General features: G+C 27.6%; 14 protein-coding genes. 10 read left to right on the forward strand and 4 right to left on the reverse strand.

The genetic code is table 11. The features are described 5' to 3' along the window. Positions 1–3: 3 nt before the first annotated feature. From asnA to LW893_RS00750, 4 genes are all read right to left on the reverse strand, one after another. Entirely contained in the window at positions 4–1017 is a 1014-nt protein-coding gene (gene asnA, locus LW893_RS00735; RefSeq protein WP_233055325.1) for an aspartate--ammonia ligase, read from the reverse strand. A 131-nt stretch (positions 1018–1148) separates the two neighbouring features. After that, positions 1149–2030, reverse strand: a complete 882-nt coding sequence (locus tag LW893_RS00740) for a PSP1 domain-containing protein (RefSeq protein ID WP_233055326.1) — start codon at positions 2028–2030, stop codon at positions 1149–1151. A 163-nt stretch (positions 2031–2193) separates the two neighbouring features. Beyond that, positions 2194–4503 (reverse strand): FtsX-like permease family protein, encoded by a 2310-nt coding sequence (locus LW893_RS00745; protein ID WP_233055327.1) that lies wholly within the window; start codon positions 4501–4503, stop codon positions 2194–2196. Position 4504: 1 nt separating this feature from the next. After that, on the reverse strand, positions 4505–5203 hold the full coding sequence (locus LW893_RS00750; RefSeq protein WP_233055328.1) for an ABC transporter ATP-binding protein: 699 nt from the start codon (positions 5201–5203) through the stop codon (positions 4505–4507). A 208-nt stretch (positions 5204–5411) separates the two neighbouring features. Here LW893_RS00750 and uvrB point away from each other — a divergent pair, with 208 nt between their 5' ends. The 10 genes from uvrB to ptsP all read left to right on the forward strand — a co-directional run bounded on the left by uvrB (position 5412) and on the right by ptsP (position 18147). Further along, positions 5412–7385, forward strand: coding sequence for an excinuclease ABC subunit UvrB (gene uvrB, locus LW893_RS00755; protein ID WP_233055329.1), 1974 nt, complete (start codon positions 5412–5414; stop codon positions 7383–7385). Then, a complete protein-coding gene (gene uvrA, locus LW893_RS00760; protein WP_233055330.1) occupies positions 7378–10206 on the forward strand; it encodes an excinuclease ABC subunit UvrA in 2829 nt (942 codons plus the stop codon). Before uvrB ends, uvrA begins: the two co-directional genes overlap by 8 nt. Position 10207: 1 nt before the next feature. After that, positions 10208–10798, forward strand: a complete 591-nt coding sequence (locus LW893_RS00765; protein ID WP_233055331.1) for a DJ-1 family glyoxalase III — start codon at positions 10208–10210, stop codon at positions 10796–10798. Further along, positions 10788–11834 carry a 23S rRNA (adenine(2503)-C(2))-methyltransferase RlmN gene (rlmN, locus tag LW893_RS00770; protein WP_233055332.1) on the forward strand — a complete coding sequence of 349 codons (1047 nt, stop codon included), beginning with the start codon at positions 10788–10790 and terminating at the stop codon, positions 11832–11834. Before LW893_RS00765 ends, rlmN begins: the two co-directional genes overlap by 11 nt. A gap of 381 nt (positions 11835–12215) precedes the next feature. Continuing rightward, positions 12216–13343 (forward strand): acyl-CoA dehydrogenase family protein, encoded by a 1128-nt coding sequence (locus LW893_RS00775; RefSeq protein WP_233055333.1) that lies wholly within the window; start codon positions 12216–12218, stop codon positions 13341–13343. A 55-nt stretch (positions 13344–13398) separates the two neighbouring features. Beyond that, complete coding sequence (locus LW893_RS00780; protein ID WP_233055334.1) at positions 13399–14220, forward strand: phosphate/phosphite/phosphonate ABC transporter substrate-binding protein; 822 nt, start codon at positions 13399–13401, stop codon at positions 14218–14220. Positions 14221–14227: 7 nt separating this feature from the next. After that, positions 14228–15409 (forward strand): cobalamin-independent methionine synthase II family protein, encoded by a 1182-nt coding sequence (locus LW893_RS00785; RefSeq protein WP_233055335.1) that lies wholly within the window; start codon positions 14228–14230, stop codon positions 15407–15409. Beyond that, positions 15402–15869, forward strand: coding sequence for an OsmC family protein (locus LW893_RS00790; protein ID WP_233055336.1), 468 nt, complete (start codon positions 15402–15404; stop codon positions 15867–15869). The genes LW893_RS00785 and LW893_RS00790 overlap by 8 nt, the downstream gene beginning before the upstream one ends. 306 nt (positions 15870–16175) lie before the next feature. After that, positions 16176–16436 (forward strand): HPr family phosphocarrier protein, encoded by a 261-nt coding sequence (locus tag LW893_RS00795; RefSeq protein ID WP_233055337.1) that lies wholly within the window; start codon positions 16176–16178, stop codon positions 16434–16436. A 46-nt stretch (positions 16437–16482) separates the two neighbouring features. Next, on the forward strand, positions 16483–18147 hold the full coding sequence (gene ptsP, locus LW893_RS00800) for a phosphoenolpyruvate--protein phosphotransferase (RefSeq protein WP_233055338.1): 1665 nt from the start codon (positions 16483–16485) through the stop codon (positions 18145–18147). Positions 18148–18224 lie beyond the last annotated feature (77 nt).

An 18224-nucleotide genomic window follows, 5' to 3' on the forward strand; every position in this document is an offset into this window, starting at 1 on the left:
TTTTTATAGTAAATTTATTTTGTTTTCTTTGCAAATTTTCAACATTTCATCTGGCCAAAAACTTGATTGAACTTCTCCAATATGTGCTTTTTGAAGGAAAAACATACAAATTCTAGATTGTCCAATTCCACCACCAATAGTAAATGGTAATTCATCATTAAGTAACATTTTGTGGTAGTTTAATGTTTTTCTATCTTCGTTACCACTTAATTTTAATTGATTTAATAGTATTTCTTTATTAACTCTAATTCCCATTGATGAGAGTTCTAATGATGAATTTAGAATAGGATTCCAGAAAATTAAGTCTCCATTTAAATTCCAGTCATCATAGTCCGGACTTCTTGTATCATGTTTATTTCCACTATTTAAAACATTTCCTATTTTTGTTATAAATACTGCTTTTTTTGCTCTTGCTATCTTATGTTCTCTTTCTTTTGGAGTATCGTTAGGGAACATATCTTCAAGTTCTTGAGTAGATATAAAAAATACTTTTTCTGGTAAAGATTTTTTATAGTTTAAAAATCGTCTAGATAGGTATTCATCAGTTCTTTTAAATACATTAAAGATTTTCTTAACTATATCTGTCAAAAATTTCTCATTTCTATCTTCGTTCTTTATAACTCTTTCCCAATCCCATTGATCAACATAGATAGAGTGAATATTATCCAATGTTTCACAAGGTCTTATGGCATTCATATCTGTGTATATTCCTTCTCCAACTGAGATTCCATAATTTTTTAGAGCAATTCTCTTCCATTTTGCTAGAGATTGAACTATTTCTAGTTGTTCAAAATTTTCTGTTTCACTTAAAGAAAAGCTAACAGGGGATTCAGTTCCACTTAGATTATCATTTATTCCAGTGTTCTTTTTAACAAATAAAGGCGCAGAAACTCTTGTTAGATTTAGTTCATTTGCTAAATTTGTTTCAAAAAAATCCTTAATTTCTTTAATTGCTTTTTGTGTTTCTATTATGTTTAAATCTGAAGAATATCCTTCGGGAATAACAATATTATTCATAAGATCACTCCTTAACAATTTACTAAAATATAGAATTAATGATACTATATTCTTCAAATATTGTCAATAGTTTAGAGAGATAAAATATTAGATTAAAAAATAGAGTTGTCACCAACTCTATTTAATATATACTACAATAATTGCTCGATGTATTCAAATTGAATATCTTCATCTTTTTTAGCATAAGCCATATCTCTTTCTTTTGTAATAGCAATATTATCTACAAAAAATGGTTTAATAGTCTCTGTGTTATTGTCCTCATTAACTAATTTTACCTTTACTATTTCAGATAGAGTATAGCTATCAACTACTACACCTTTTCCTTCATCAGTAATAACAAATGTTCCACAAGGTGGTATTTTTTTTAACTTTTCTTCGTAGACATTTTGTTCGTATTTTAAACAACACATAAGTCTACCACATGTTCCTGAAATTTTATTTTGATTTAAAGATAGAGACTGATCTCTTGCCATTTTAATAGTTACAGGAGCAAATTCTCCTAAAAATCTTTTACAACAGCATTCTTGACCACATGAGCCAATTGCACCAACTATTTTAGCATGATCTCTAACTCCGATTTGTCTTAGTTCTATTCTATTTTTAAATATATATGCAAGATCTTTAACTAATTCTCTAAAATCAATTCTATTATCAGAAACAAAGTAAAAAATTACTTTTTGATTATCGAATGTATATTCGCAATCAACTAATTTCATATCTAAGCCGTGTTCTTGTGCTTTTACTTTACAAATTTCTATAGCATCTTTAGCTTTTTTCTTATTTTCTTCATGGATATATTTATCCATGTTGTCTGCAATTCTCAAAACTGGTTTTAATGAAGAAACAAGTTTTGACTCTTCAACCTCTCTTGGTTCAATGGCTACAACTCCATATTCAATTCCACGAGAAGTTTCAACAATTACATGGTCATTTTTATTTATACTAAAGTTGCAGGGATCAAAGTAATAAATTTTTCCGGCTTCTTTGAATCTTATCCCAACTACTTTTTTCATAGTTCCTCCTAAAATTTATACACACATATTATACCATAATTTTCTGTTGAATACTAGATATATTAATTTAATGGGATTATAGTTGTTATAAAAAACAACGGAATTTTTTCCCGTTGTTTATAAGATTATACTCTTGATTATGACAGAATTAAGTGATAGTAAATTATTCTCTGTTTTTTAGAACTTCGCTGAAATTCATCTTTGATATTCTATAAAATTGTAATATACTTACAAATAGATAAGTAGCAATAGTTATCACAATTGACATTATTACAATTTTTAGCGAAATATCAAGCTCTAAATATCCTGAAAATTTTAGCATTGAATAATACATTATTTGTTTTACTGTATATATTTCAAGTGGTATTAAAGCTATTAAACTTAATAATACTGTTAGAGTTACTGGTCGAATATAGATTTTTGAAATTTCTCTATTTGTGTAACCGAAAATTTTTAAATATGCAATTTGGATAGTATTTTTATCTGTTATTATTTTCATTAGACTGTAAGTAAAGCCTGCTAAGAATATTGTAGATACAGCTATAAATGCAGATAGCATTGGTCCCATGAGTTTAGACATCTGTTTAGAAACGTCTGTCATTGAATTTTCATCTATTGTTGTTGAAACATACTTTTCATCAATATCCAATTTTTCATTACTAAAATATCCATTAAAGAATTCTTTATTTTGCTCTAATTCTTCATTCAAATATTCTTGCTTTATAAAGGCTGAAAGATTAGCAGACTTTTTGTGTATACCAACTATTTTATAAGTCTTTTCTTTATCTGATAATTTCCCTTTAACTGTTATTTCATCTCCAACATATTTTCTAAGTTTCTTTGAAAGATTTTCACTAATAACTATCTCATTTTTGTTTTCGGGTAGTTTTGTGTTTTCAAAGTATTTTGAATTTTCAGTAATTCCTAAAAGAAGTATGTCTTCATCTGATTTTTTGATACTATGATAAACACTTGCTGGTGTAGTCGTATATTTTTCTGCTGTTTTATTGCTAATTTCAATAGGAGCCTTTAGCACATATTGATATTTACTAATCAAATTTTCTTTTATATTATTTCCGTAGTTGTCGAATGTAGGTTTTGCAGAAATTCCAAAGATGAATAATATTGAAGTAAAAAATATTCCTAGTACTATCGCTACATAATCACCTTTGTTGGATTTTATAATTGATTTTCTAAATGAACCTAAAAAGTTTTTGTTGACTTTTAATTCATTATCATGCTTTGAATTTCTTTTATTTTTATAATGTTTTAAATTTTTTCTTAAAAAATCTAAAGGTGTGAAGTTTAATTTTCTATAAATATAGATATAATTAAAAATTAAAATTATTGAAATAGGGATTATAGTTGTAATTATTAATGCTTCAAAGTTGAAACTAGGAGTGAAGTTCTGCATATTAAATGATTTGTAGTAAACAGATTTAAAAGAATTTGTAAAAACTGTGTACCCAAAAATATTTCCTAAAACAGCGGCTAAAAATGTAATTATAAGAGAGTTTGCTATATAATTTATAACAAGCTCTGATTTCTTATATCCATTCGCAAGAAGTATTCCGATTATTTCAGATTCTTCTTGTATTTTACTCACAATAGAAAGTGCAAATATGAATCCTATTAGCGTTACCATTAAGCAAAGCAAAACAATAACCATAGGCCTATCTCCACCCATATCGTCAATTAAATAACTTATTGCATTATTATCTTTTTTTGGAAGTTGTTCTAAAACTGTTTTTGATATATTCGCAGAATTTACAACTTCTTTATTTTTTTCTTTCGTTTCTTTTTCGCTTAAATTTCTATCATTAAATCTATAAGAAACTTGATATTTTAGCTTACTTTCATTAAAAATATCTTTATCCTCGTCAGATACCAATCCAACTCCAAAATCTATTGCATTAAATATTAAATCTGTAGATTTTTGAAATGACGAATTATAATCCGGAGTTACTATAAATCCAACTATTTTAAAAATTTTTTCTTTATTATCTTTAAAAAATTCTTTTTTAAAAGTGATAGTGTCACCTACTTTTAAATCATTATTTTCAGCAAATAATTTATTTATAGCTATTTCATTTTTGTTTTTTGCAAGATTACCTTCATTTATAACAGGGAGATTTATATTTTTTCTATTTGTATAAAGCCTAATTGTTTTTTCGTCTTTATCATCTTTAATTTTATTAATTTTTGCATCAACATAAGGAGCTTTTTCGACTTTAACATTAGTTTTTTCAATGGATCTTAATATTTCATCTGTAGGGTCAAATGCGAATAAAATTTTTCCATCTTCAACAACTCCAGTTGACATAAGTTCATAATATAAAGTCTTGATACTTCCTGATGAAACTAACATGCCTGAAGTTGTGGAAATCATAAAAAACAGAAGTATAAAGAGAAATAAATTTTTTGACCATTGAGCTTTTAATCCTCTAAGAATTCTTTTGTTTAAATTTCTCATGTTACCACTCCAATTCTTGTGCATCCATTATTTTGTAATTTTCAATTTCTTGACATATAACTCCATCTTTAAGTCTTATTGTAATATTAGACATCTTAGTTATTTCTTCATTATGAGTTGCAAGAATAATTGTAGTTTCGTACTCTTTATTTATTCTTTGAAGAAGAGATAAAATATCTTTTGAAGTTTTATAATCCAAAGCACCCGTAGGCTCATCACAAAGTAATATTTCAGGTTTTTTTATTAAAGCACGACCTATTGCACATCTTTGTTGTTGTCCACCTGATAATTGTCTTGGATATTTATTTTTATGCTCCCATAAACCTAAATCTTTTATCAATTTTTCAATATCTAAAGGATCATTATGTATAAAAGAACCAACCTGAATATTTTCTGTTACGGTTAAGTCCGGAATTAAATTGTAAAATTGAAAAATAAAGCCTAAATATTTTCTTCTAAAATTTGAAAGGGCATTTTGTTTTAAACTTAAAATTTCATATTCATTTATCACTATAGAACCACTATCGATTTTTTCAAGTCCGCCAATGGCATTAAGTAATGTTGATTTTCCTGAACCAGATGGTCCTAATAGAGTACAAAGTACACCTTTTTCTAAAGAAAAATTTATATCTTTTAAAACGGAAATTTTATTTTCATTTGTTCCATAAGATTTGTTTAAATTTTTTACAACTAAAAACATAAATACCTCCATAAAAATTATTTAACTATAAACCAATTATAGCACTTTTGATATTTATTATCAACAATAAAATTTTATAATAGATAGTACTTTTTAATTTGATTATAAAATTAATTTTTGCGGTATATTATTTTTGTTATTGACTATTTTATAGTATAATATAAAGATAAGATTTAATATGTTATATTTTGATATTTAGGAGTGGATTATGGAGTTTGTTTTAAATTCTAAATTTAAGCCTACTGGAGATCAACCAGAGGCTATTGAAAAAATTGCGGATTCAATTAAAAAAGGAAATAAAGAGATAATTTTAAAAGGAGTTACAGGAAGCGGAAAAACTTTTACAATGGCAAATATAATTGAAAAAGTACAAAAACCAACACTTGTAATTGCACATAATAAAACTTTGGCTTATCAGCTTGCGAGTGAATTTAAAGAGTTTTTTCCAAACAATGCTGTTGAGTTTTTTGTGTCCTATTATGATTACTATCAACCAGAAGCATATGTTCCACAATCTGATACATATATTGAAAAAGATAGCTCTATCAATGATGAGATAGATAAACTTAGACACTCCGCTACAATGTCATTATTTGAAAGAAGAGATGTAATTATTGTGGCATCTGTTTCTTGTATTTATGGTTTAGGTGATCCAATTGACTATGAAGAACTAGTTGTTTCGCTAAGACCTGGAATGATTAAGGATAGAGATGAAGTAATAAGAAAACTTGTTGATATACAATATGTGAGAAATGATATTAACTTTATTCGTGGTACTTTTCGTGTAAGAGGAGATAGTTTAGAGATATTTCCAGTTTCTTCTTCCGAAAATAGTATTAGAGTAGAGTTTTTTGGAGATGAAATAGACAAAATTTCAGAAATTGATGCTTTAACAGGTAATGTCATAGGAACTCGTGAGCATGTTGCTATTTATCCGGCATCTCACTTTGCTACAAGTTCTGAAAAAATTGAAAGAGCTATAGGAACAATTTCACAAGAATTAGAAGAAAGACTTGAAGTTTTAAATAAAGAAAATAAATTAGTTGAGGCACAAAGACTTGAACAAAGAACAAAATATGATTTGGAAATGTTGCAAGAAATTGGTTTTTGTAGTGGTATAGAAAACTACTCTGCTCATTTAAGTGGTAGAGAAAGAGGCTCTAGACCTTATACTTTGATTGATTATTTTCCAGATGATTTTTTAATTATTGTAGATGAAAGTCATGTTACTATTCCTCAAATAGGTGCAATGTATGAAGGGGATAGAAGTAGAAAACAAAATCTTGTAGATTACGGTTTTAGATTACCATCTGCTTTAGATAACAGACCTTTAAAGTTCACAGAATTTGAAAATATGGTTAATCAAATTTTATATGTTTCTGCTACTCCAGGTAAGTACGAAAAGGGCCATAATTTAGAAGAAGTTGAACAAATAATAAGACCTACGGGTCTTTTAGATCCATTAATTGAAGTTAGAAAAACTGAAGGTCAAATTGATGATATAATTGGAGAAGTAAATTCAGTTATTAAAAAAGGAGAACGTGTTTTAATTACAACTTTGACTAAAAAAATGGCTGAAAACTTAACGGATTATTTAAAAAATGTTGGAATTAAAACTACTTATTTGCATAGTGATATTGATACTATTGAACGTATGGAAATAATTAGAGATTTGCGTATTGGTAAATATGATGTACTTGTAGGAATAAATCTTCTTAGAGAAGGACTTGACTTGCCAGAGGTAAGCATGGTTATTATTATGGATGCAGATAAGGAAGGATTTTTGCGTTCTGAAACATCTATGATTCAAACTATTGGACGTGCTGCGAGAAATGCAAACGGAAGAGTTATTATGTATGCAGATAGAATTACGAAGTCAATGGATGTTGCGATTAAAGAAACAAATAGAAGACGTGAAATTCAAGATAAATATAATATTGAACACAATATTACACCTAAGAGTGTTAAGAAAGATATTAGAGAGATTATTCAAGCGACTAAAGTTGCAGAGGATGCTGTTGATTATAAGAATGAAGATGTTGAAATTAAAGATTATGAAAGTTTCATTGAAGATTTGAAAAATGAAATGTTATCTGCAGCTGACTCTTTAGACTTCGAAAGAGCAGCATCAATTAGAGATGAAATTAAGAGATTAAAGGAAATGTGGGGATTAGATGTCTAAAAATACAATTAGAATTAAAGGGGCAAAAGTAAATAATTTAAAGAATATAGATTTAGAAATTCCAAGAGATAAAATGGTTGTTTTTACAGGACTTAGTGGAAGTGGAAAATCTTCTTTAGCTTTTGATACTATTTATGCTGAAGGGCAAAGAAGATATGTTGAAAGTTTATCTAGTTATGCAAGACAATTTTTAGGTCAAATGGATAAACCTGATGTTGAATATATTGACGGGCTTAGTCCGTCAATTTCTATTGATCAAAAAACTACAAATAGAAATCCAAGATCTACAGTGGGCACTGTTACAGAAATTTACGATTATTTGAGATTGCTTTTTGCAAAAATTGGAATTCCAAAGTGTCCAGTATGTGGAACTGAAATAAAAAGTCAAAGCATTGACCAAATGGTTGATAGAGTTATGAAGTTAGAAGAGCGAAGTAAAATTTTCGTGTTAGCTCCTGTAATTCGTGGAAAAAAGGGTGAACATAAAAAACTTTTAGAAAACATAAAAATCCAAGGCTTTGTTCGTGCTATTATAGATGATAAGGAATATGAACTTACAGATGAAATTGAACTTGATAAGAATAAAAAACATAATATTGATATTGTTGTAGATAGACTTGTAGTAAAGGAAGGAATTGAATCAAGACTTACTGAAAGTTTAGAAACAGCATTCAAATTTAGTGAAAGTGTAGTAAAAGTTAAAGTTGTTGATGGAGAGGAAATTATGTTCTCTGAAAAAATGTCTTGTCCAAATGGACATATTTCTTTTGATGAAATAGAACCTAGAACTTTTTCTTTTAACAGTCCCTTTGGTATGTGTCATGATTGTAATGGACTTGGAAGTCATAAAATTATAGATCCTGATTTAGTAATTCCTGATAGAACTAAATCGCTTTTAGAAGGAGCTATTGAATGTTACAATATGACTACTGGAGAAGATGGATACTATTATAAAATATTCAACGAAATAATAAAGTATAATGGTTTTGATGAAAATACTCCTTTTAAAGATTTGAGTAAAGAAACTATAGATGAACTATTTTATGGAACAGGCTCAAGAGAAGTAAAGTTCAAGTTTGAGAGTAAATTTACAAATGAGAATAAAACTTTTAATAAACCTTTTGAAGGGATTATTAAGAATTTGGAAAGAAGATATGCTTCTTCTCCAATGTCTTCTATGAGAGAAAAAATAGAAACAGTTATGTCTGAAATGGAATGTGAAACTTGTAAGGGAAAAAGACTTAATGAAAAAGCTCTTTCTGTATTTATAAGAGATAAGAATATTTCAGATGTTACTGCAATGTCAGTTCAAAAATTAAATGAATGGTTTAATAATTTAGAATTAACAGAAACTGAAAGTATAATTGGAGAAAGAATTTTAAAGGAAATTCGAGAAAGACTTAAATTTTTAAAAGATGTTGGTCTTGAATATTTAACCTTAGCAAGAAGTGCTGGAACTCTTTCTGGTGGAGAAAGCCAAAGAATTAGACTTGCTACTCAAATAGGATCAGGTTTAGTGGGAGTTGTATATGTATTAGATGAGCCAAGTATTGGTTTACATCAAAGAGATAATGAAAAACTTTTAAATGCTTTAAGAAATTTAACAAATCTTGGAAATACCTTAATTGTAGTTGAACATGATGAAGATACTATTCGTTGTGCAGATTATATTGTAGATATTGGCCCAAGAGCAGGTATTCATGGTGGTGAAGTTGTTGCTCAAGGAACTCTTAAAGATATTATGAAGAGTAAAAAGTCCATAACTGGAGCTTATCTTTCAGGTAAAAGTAAAATAGAAGTTCCAAAAGAAAGAAGAAAATACACAGATACAATTAAAGTGTTTGGAGCAAAGGAAAATAATCTTAAAAATATTGACGTTGAATTTCCTATAGGTGTATTTACTTGTGTAACAGGTGTTTCAGGAAGTGGTAAAAGTAGCTTGGTAAATTCTATTTTAAACAAAGAATTATCAAATAAATTAAATAGAAGTAAACAAAAAACAGGAAAGTTTGATAGAATAGAGGGTTATGAAAAACTTGATAAAGTTATTGAAATTGACCAAAGCCCGATAGGAAGAACTCCTCGCTCAAATCCTGCAACTTATACTAAAGTTTTTGATAATATTAGAGATGTTTTTGCAATGACCACAAAGGCAAAAATGAAAGGATATAGCAAAGGTAGATTTAGTTTTAATGTTCATGGTGGACGTTGTGAAGCCTGTAAAGGTGATGGAACTATTAAGGTTGAAATGCACTTTTTACCTGATGTATATGTTCCTTGCGAAGTTTGTGGTGGAAAAAGATATAATAGAGAAACTTTAGAAGTAACATACAATGGGAAAAATATCTCTGAAGTGTTGGAAATGACAGTTGAAGACGGACTTGAATTTTTTGAAAACCATCCTTCAATAAAAAGAAAATTACAAACACTTTATGATGTAGGATTGGATTATATAAAGATTGGGCAAAGTTCAACGGAACTTTCAGGTGGAGAGGCTCAAAGAGTTAAGCTTGCATCTGAACTTGCAAAACGTGGTACTGGTCAAACTGTTTATATTTTAGATGAACCAACAACTGGACTACACATTGATGATATTAAAAAATTAATTGAAGTTTTAAATACATTAGCTGAACAGGGAAATACTGTTATTGTTATTGAACACAATTTAGATATGATAAAAATTGCAGATCATATTATTGATTTAGGAGTTGAAGGTGGCGATGGCGGTGGAACTATTGTCGTTACTGGAACGCCAGAGGAAGTCGCTAAGTGTGAAAAATCATATACTGGACAATTTTTAAAGAGAATATTAGGAGAATAAAATGGATAGATATATTTTAATTTTAACAGATACTTTTGAAGAAGTTGAGGCACTTACTCAAGTAGACTATTTAAGAAGAGCTGATATTAAAGTGGATATGATTTCAATTACAGGAAAACTTCAAGTTACAAGTAATAGAGGAATAACTGTTCTAGCAGATGATTTGATAGAAAATATAAGTCTAAAAGAGTATGCTGGGATAATTATTCCTGGCGGACTTCCTGCTGCTTTTGATATTAGAGATGATAAGAGAGTTTTAGATATAATTAAGAAATTTGATGAAGACCATAAATTAATTTCTGCGATTTGTGCAGGACCTTCTGTGCTTGCAAAGGCAGGGGTTTTATCTGGAAGAAATGCAGTAATTTATCCAGGAATGGAAGAAGAATTATTAGATGCAAATATAAAAGAAGATGCAATTTGCATTGATAATAATATAATTACAGCTAGGGGGGCAGGGCTTGCAGGTGAGCTTGCTTATACACTTATTCGTACAATTAAAGGCAAAGTACAAGAAAAACAAGTTCGTTTTATGTCTGTAGATAATTTATTAAGAGATTTTATTCTAAAGGAAGAAAATAATGGAAAATAAAAAAATAGAATTCAATTCTTTGAAACTTGAGGAATTAGAAGACTTATTTTTAAGTTTGGGAGAGAAAAAGTTTAGGGCTGAACAATTTTTTAGATTTATGCATCAAAAGAAAAACTATGATATAGAAAATTGTAAACAATTACCTAAGGTTTTAATTGAAAAGCTTAAAGATATTGGCTTTATAAATGCTTCAACAATTTATACAAAGTACGAATCAAAGATAGATAATACGAAAAAATATTTAATAAAATTATACGACAATAGAATAATTGAAACTGTATTTATGGATTATGGTAGTTATTGTACAGTTTGTATTTCAAGCCAAGTAGGATGTAGAATGGGTTGTACTTTTTGTGCTTCTACAAAGGAAAATTTTAAAAGAAATTTAACTTCTGCTGAAATGCTAAATCAAATTTATTTGATAGAAAATGATTTGAATTTAACTATAAATAATATAGTTATTATGGGAATAGGCGAGCCACTAGACAATTACAAAAATATTATAGGATTTTTAAAACTTATAAATTCTGAAAAAGGTAAAAATTTAAGTCTTAGAAATATTACTATTTCAACTTGTGGAATTGTCCATAATATATATAAATTAGCTGATGAAAAATTACCAGTAACACTTACAATTTCTCTTCACAATCCATTCCAAAAAGAAAGAAGAGAGATTATGCCTATTTCAGATAGTTTTTCAATTGATGAAATATTAAAAGCATGTAAATATTACTTTGATAAGACATCAAGAAGAGTTAGTTTTGAATATACTATAATAAAAGGACAAAATGATTCAAGAGAACATGCATTAGAATTGAAAAATATTCTAAAAGGCTTAAACTGCCATATAAATATTATTCCTTTAAATTCAATTAAAGAGTTTGACGGAGTAGCACCGAGTACAAAATATATTTATGCATTTAAGTCCATGCTTGAAAATTATGGAATAAATGCAACAATAAGAAAGAAACAAGGTGACGATATAAATGGAGCTTGTGGACAGCTTAGACAGGGCGTATTACAGGAAGAAAATTAACTGACTAAAAAGTCAGTTTTTTAATGTCTAAAATAAATACATTTATTATTATAATATCAAAGTATGACTAAACCGTAATATAAAGATTTATATTTTTTATTAAAATTTTTTATGATTTTAAATTTTTATAATTGTAAATTTCAACATTTATAAAATTAATAATTAATAAAACTTATAATAATACATTTTTCCATAAAAAATATTTATGGAAAAATGCTTATAAATATTGAAAAATCACTAAACTCTAAAAATAACCAAAAAATTATTTATACTATCAAACTGAATTTTTAAAAATGATTATTAATATGTTATAATGGGCAAACAATAAGTAATCTTCATAGATTATGACGATTATTTATATTTCAAAAATTGGAGGTTAACATGAGTAATTTTTACGAAGAAGCATTAAAATTTGCTAATGAACATATTTTGCCTTATGCAAAAGAAATTGATGAGAAGATGGAGTTTCCTGTTGAATCTTTTAAGGAAATGGGAAAAGCTGGATATTTTAAATTAATGGTTCCAACAGAACTAGGCGGATTAGGAAAAGGAATGACAGAACATTCTGAAGCTTGTAGAGCTTTTGCAAAAAGTAGTGCAACAGCAGGACTTTGCTATATGATGCATAATGTTTGTTTAAGCATTGTTTTAAAATATGCTAGCGAAGAATTAAAAAATAAAATAGTTAAAGATGTAGTAGAAAATAATAAATTTTTAGGATTTGCTTATTCAGAATTTGGATCAGGAACAAACTTCTATCTTCCAGATATTAAAGCAGAATTTACAGATAAAGAAGTAATATTAAATGGTTCAAAGAGTATGGTTACTTCTGCTGGACAAGCATCATATTATTTATTACTATCTTCTTCAGAATCTGGAGAAGGAATTGATAACTGGATAGTTCCTATTGAAACTGCTGGTGTTGAATTTAAACAAAGTGAATGGAATGGTTTAGGTATGAGAGGAAATGTTTCATGTCCTATGGAATTTAAAGATGTTCATTTACCAAAATCATATAGAATTGGAGAAATCGGAGATGCTATGACTCATATTTTTGAAGTTGTTGCACCATTCTTCATTACTGGTTTAGCTTCAGTTTATACTGGTGTATGTGAAGCTGTTCTTCAAGAAGCTTTAAATCATGCTACAAACAGACAACATACTTTTGGACCAAAACTTGCAGAATATGAAACTATACAAACACATATTTCAAGAATTTATTCTCAAACAAATGCTGCAATATTAGGAACAAAAGAAGCTGCTAGAGCTGCTGATGCTGGTGAAAGTGATGCTGTTTTAAAAATTATATCAGCTAGAATTTTCGCATCTGAAGCTGCAATAGAAGTTGCAAGATTAGGTATGAGAGTAGGCGGAGGAAAAGCTTATAATAAGATGGGAATAATGGAAAGATTATTAAGAGATTCTTATGCTGGACAAATAATGGCTCCAGGAGTTGATGTTCTAATTCTATGGTTAGGAAGAGCTCTTATGGGATTACCATTAATCTAAATTCTATCTTATGTATTGATAATAATTAGTAAATTTAGAAATAGGAGATTACTATATGGATAAATTAAAAGTTGGTGCAGTAGTATATGCGCCTAGAGTTACTGTAATCTGGGGAATAATAGCTGATTTCTTTAAAGAAGAAGGTTTTGAAATCGAACCAGTTTATTATAAAGACTATAGATCTCAAGTAGATGGTCTTATGAAAGGTGAAATTGATGTAGCTTGGAATTCACCACTTGCTTGGTTAGATGCTTATTTAAGAACAAATGGAAAATCTTTAAATGGATCTATGAGAGATACTGATAATGACCGTTCAACTTATTTGGTTGTAAAAAAATCTTCAAATATAAAATCAATTGAAGATTTAAAAGGAAAAACAATTGGTTTTGGAGCTATAGATTCTCCTCAAGCTAGACTTATCCCAATATATAATTTACATCAACATGGACTTGAATTTGGAAAAGACTATGTTGAAAAAAGATTTGATATAGGTATTGGTCTACACGGAGATCATGTTGGTGGAGAATTGGATTCTGCAAAAGCAATGATTAATGGCGAAGTTGACGCAACTTGGATGTTAGATTTAAATTATGAAGCATGGATACTTGATGGAACTCTTGATGAAAATCAAGTTGAGATTGTTTATAAAACTCCAAATTTTGATCATTGTATATTTTCAGGAAGACCAGATCTTGAAGTTGAAAGATTTGAATTATTTGGTAAAATATTACACAAAATGGATTATAATAATCCTGACCACAAAGAAATGATGGATATGGAAGGTCTAAAAAAATGGGTTGTTGGTAGAACATCAGGATTTGAACAAATAAAAAATGCCAATGAGTATATAAATTTTTTAGAAACTTTTTATAAGTAGGTACGTAATGAAAAAAATTTTTAAACCATTTTCAACTTCTCTAATTGGAAGTATGCCTAGAAGTAAAAAAATAATGGCTTTGAATAGAAGATTAAAAATGGATTTGGATTATGAAAAAGAATATGAAGATTTAATTAAGACTGAAACTGAAAACTTAGTTAAGCTTCAAGAAAAGTATTCTATAGATTTAATAACTAATGGTGAATTGGCAAGAGATAATTATGTTTCTTTCGTTGCAGATAGAATTGATGGTGTTGTAATGATGAATATGGGAGATATGCTTGAGTATATAGAAGATAAACAAGCATTTGAACAAATTCTAGAAACATTAGATGTTCCATCTGTTAGTATAAAAAATGCAATTTGTAATGGTGTTTTAAAATATAATAAGAGTTTAGTTTCTGACGAAATTAAATTTTTAAAGAAAATTACAAACTCACCAGTAAAAGCAACACTTCCAGGGCCTTATTTAATGACTAGATCTATGTGGCTTCCTGCCCTTAGTAAGAAATTCTATAATAGCAAGGAAGAATTAGGTGAAGATGTAATTAAAATTTTAAAACAAGAAATAGATAATTTAGTACAAGCAGGTGTTGATGTAATTCAATTTGATGAACCTGTATTAACAGAAGTTGTTTTTTCAGAGGGAAAAACAAGATCCTTTATGTGTGCTGCTCTTTCCGAAAGAAAGGACCCAACTGAAGAATTAAAATTTGCTACTAATTTGATAAAAAGTGTTATGGATTACATTAAAGAAAAGGATGTATTAAGTTCACTTCATGTTTGTAGAGGAAATTGGAGTAAAGATGAAAGTATTCTTCTTAGTGGCCCATATACACCACTTGTTCCACTTTTTGAAGAAACTTCACCAGATATTTTAGCATTAGAATTTTCAACTCCTCGTGCTGGAGAACTAGATTCTTTGTTGTCTAGTGAAAAAATAAAAGAAAATTCGATTCTTGCTCTTGGAGTTATAAATCCAAGAACTGATATTATTGAGTCTTCTCAGTCAATAATAGAAAAAACAGAAGAAGCTTTAAAATTTATACCGAAAGAAAAAATTTGGTTAAATCCTGATTGTGGTTTTGCAACTTTTTCAAATAGACCAGTAAGTACATTTGAAATAATCGAAAAGAAATTAGAACAATTACAAATAGCTAAGAATGCTTTAAGGGAAAAATATGAGTAGTTTATATGAATCATATAATTATGATGTTTCTTATAGAGCTATTGTAAATTCAAATAATGTTGTAAAAGTTTTTACAGAAAGGGATTATATTGAAGTAAATTCTCAGATAAGTTTTGATATAGAGGATAGTAGTAATACATCTTTTAATTATTTTACAAGTTCTATTATTTCGGGAATAATTCATAATCTAATATTTGTTTCAAAAAAATCTAATATAAAATTAGAGGATATTGAAGGGAAGATTAAAATTAAATTAAAAAATCCCCTTACAGTTTTAGCCGTTAATGGATATACTGAAGAAGCTAAAATTGATAGTTGTGAAATAACTATATATTTATTTTCAGATCTTGAAGATGATGAATTAGTGGATTTTTGTAAGAAATCTTTGAATAGTTGTTTTATTTATAATACACTCAAAGATGTAATGGATATAAATATAAAGTTTATTCCAATTTTATAAAGTATTATTAGACTTCAAATTATTAATGAATAAATTAATAATTTGAAGTCTTTTTTACGTTTATAAATGTTTATAACACTATTATATAGTCAAAAAATTATAAAAAAAAATGTATTAAATATAAACTTAGTAATATAGATTTTTTATGAGTTTTTTTATTATATTTTACACAAAAAAGCATATATCAAATTAATTTAATATTTATGAAAAACGTTTTTAAAAAATTTCGTTAAAAGTATTGAATTGTTTAAACAATAGTGGTAAAATATATGTGTATTCAAATATAAAAAACTTAGGAGGCTAATTATGTTAGAAAAAAACGTTATAATAAAGAACGAGACAGGGTTACATGCAAGACCTGCTGCATCTTTGGTTCAATTTGTAAAAAAATATGATGAAAGTATTGAAATTATTTTAGATAACAAAGTGGCAGATGCAAAGAGTATTTTTAATGTTATGAGTTTAGGTATTTCTAAAGGAACAGAAATAACATTAAGAGTAGATGGAGAAAATGAAGAAAAGACTTTAGGGGAAGTTGTTAACTTCATAGAAAATTTAGCTGATTAATAATAAATATAGCTTCTCGTAAGAGAAGCTTTTTTGGTGGAGTATTATGAAAATTTATAATGGTTTTTCCGTTTCCAACGGAGTTGCATATGGTAATGCTGTCACGATATTTTATGATAAAAATATCATTAGAGAAAAAATTTCTGACAGTGAAAAAGAAAAAGAAATAATTAGATTTGAAGATTTATTTTCTAGTTACTTAGAACAAGATAGAATAAAGTCCAATGACAAAAAATTAGAAAATTTATTAAATGTACATGTTGAGTTAATTGATGACCCGTTTTTAAAGGAAAGTATTAAAAATAAAATATTAAATGAAAATAAATCATTGGAAAAAGCTATAGAAGAAACTTTTTCTCATATTTGTTATGAGTTAAATAATCTAGATTCTGATTATATGAGAGATAGGATTTATGATTATATTTCAATTCAAGAAGAATTTATTAGAACTTTAACTTCTGTAGAGGAGGTTAAAATATATGAAAATAAATTTGTATTATTTACAGAAAATCTATCTCCTAAGATAATTGATAAATATAAGGAACAACTTATTGGAATAGTTTCAAAAAATGGTGGAAAAACATCACATGCATCTTTGTATGCAAAAAATTTACAAATTCCATATATTATTTGTGATACTTTAGATTTTCAAGAATTAAAGGATAAAAAATTTGACTGTATTTTAGATTGTAATCAAGAAAAATTATATTTAAGTCCTAATAAGGAAATAATTGAATCTTATAAGAAAATATTAAAATCTTCTCAAAAAGAATTTTTAGATGAGAATATAGTAAGGACAAAAAATAATAGATTTATAAGAGTTTGTAGTAATATTTCAAGTGTTGAAGAGTATGAAATTTCTCTTAGTAATGGAACTGATGGATGTGGCTTATTTAGGACTGAATTTTTGTATATGTCATCTGAAGCACCAACTGAAGAATATCAGTTTAATTCATTTAAAAAAATAGCAGAAGTATCTGATAAGCCTATAATAGTAAGAACTTTTGATATTGGTGCGGATAAAAAATCAATGTTCTTTAAGCTTGATGAAGAAAAGAATCCGTTTTTAGGACTTCGAGGATTTAGAATTTATAAAGAATTTCATAAGGAACTTAGAAAACATCTAAGGGCAATTCTTAGAGCGTCAGCATTTGGTAATATAAAAATTATGATCCCAATGATTACTACATTAGAAGAGCTTTTATGGATTAAAAATGAGATATCTAAGATAAAAGACGAATTAAGAGAAGATAGAATAGATTTTGATGAAAATATTGAATTTGGAATTATGATTGAAACACCAGCATCAGTTCTTCTTTTTGACATTTTAGTTAAAGAGGTTGATTTTGTAAGTATTGGAACTAATGACTTAGTGCAATATACACTTGCTTGTGATAGAGAAAATTCGAAGATGCAACTTCTTTACGATTGTTATAATCCAGCTGTTATTCGTTCAATTCATCGTGTTGTTGATATTGCTCATAGAAATGGAAAAATCGTATCAATGTGTGGTAATTTTGCCAGTGAGTTAGACGCCGTTGAGCTTTTAATATTATTAGGAATTGATGAATTTAGTGTTACAAATGATGTTTTACAAAAGATAAAGAAAAGGATAAAATTATTTGATCAAAATAATTATCTAGACTTTTTTGATAATATAAATAAGTTTAAAACGGGTCGTTCAGTGATTAATTATTTTGATAATAAATAAAAAAATCACCAAATGTTAACTTTTTGTAATATTATTGTAATTATTTTGTAACTTTTTTTGCTTTTTTAACTACATTT

The sequence above is a fragment of the Parvimonas micra genome (assembly GCF_021300775.1).
Taxonomy (GTDB): Bacteria; Bacillota; Clostridia; order Tissierellales; family Peptoniphilaceae; genus Parvimonas.

What these genes read in the sequence shown, in the direction of transcription:
- LW893_RS00765 (WP_233055331.1), top strand. Translation starts at nt 10,208, where the DNA reads ATGGATAGATATATTTTAATTTTAACAGATACTTTTGAAGAAGTTGAG.
- LW893_RS00785 (WP_233055335.1), top strand. Translation starts at nt 14,228, where the DNA reads ATGAAAAAAATTTTTAAACCATTTTCAACTTCTCTAATTGGAAGTATG.
- ptsP (WP_233055338.1), top strand. Translation starts at nt 16,483, where the DNA reads ATGAAAATTTATAATGGTTTTTCCGTTTCCAACGGAGTTGCATATGGT.
- asnA (WP_233055325.1), bottom strand. Translation starts at nt 1,017, where the DNA reads ATGAATAATATTGTTATTCCCGAAGGATATTCTTCAGATTTAAACATA.
- uvrB (WP_233055329.1), top strand. Translation starts at nt 5,412, where the DNA reads ATGGAGTTTGTTTTAAATTCTAAATTTAAGCCTACTGGAGATCAACCA.
- LW893_RS00795 (WP_233055337.1), top strand. Translation starts at nt 16,176, where the DNA reads ATGTTAGAAAAAAACGTTATAATAAAGAACGAGACAGGGTTACATGCA.
- LW893_RS00745 (WP_233055327.1), bottom strand. Translation starts at nt 4,503, where the DNA reads ATGAGAAATTTAAACAAAAGAATTCTTAGAGGATTAAAAGCTCAATGG.
- rlmN (WP_233055332.1), top strand. Translation starts at nt 10,788, where the DNA reads ATGGAAAATAAAAAAATAGAATTCAATTCTTTGAAACTTGAGGAATTA.
- LW893_RS00750 (WP_233055328.1), bottom strand. Translation starts at nt 5,203, where the DNA reads ATGTTTTTAGTTGTAAAAAATTTAAACAAATCTTATGGAACAAATGAA.
- LW893_RS00775 (WP_233055333.1), top strand. Translation starts at nt 12,216, where the DNA reads ATGAGTAATTTTTACGAAGAAGCATTAAAATTTGCTAATGAACATATT.
- uvrA (WP_233055330.1), top strand. Translation starts at nt 7,378, where the DNA reads ATGTCTAAAAATACAATTAGAATTAAAGGGGCAAAAGTAAATAATTTA.
- LW893_RS00740 (WP_233055326.1), bottom strand. Translation starts at nt 2,030, where the DNA reads ATGAAAAAAGTAGTTGGGATAAGATTCAAAGAAGCCGGAAAAATTTAT.
- LW893_RS00790 (WP_233055336.1), top strand. Translation starts at nt 15,402, where the DNA reads ATGAGTAGTTTATATGAATCATATAATTATGATGTTTCTTATAGAGCT.
- LW893_RS00780 (WP_233055334.1), top strand. Translation starts at nt 13,399, where the DNA reads ATGGATAAATTAAAAGTTGGTGCAGTAGTATATGCGCCTAGAGTTACT.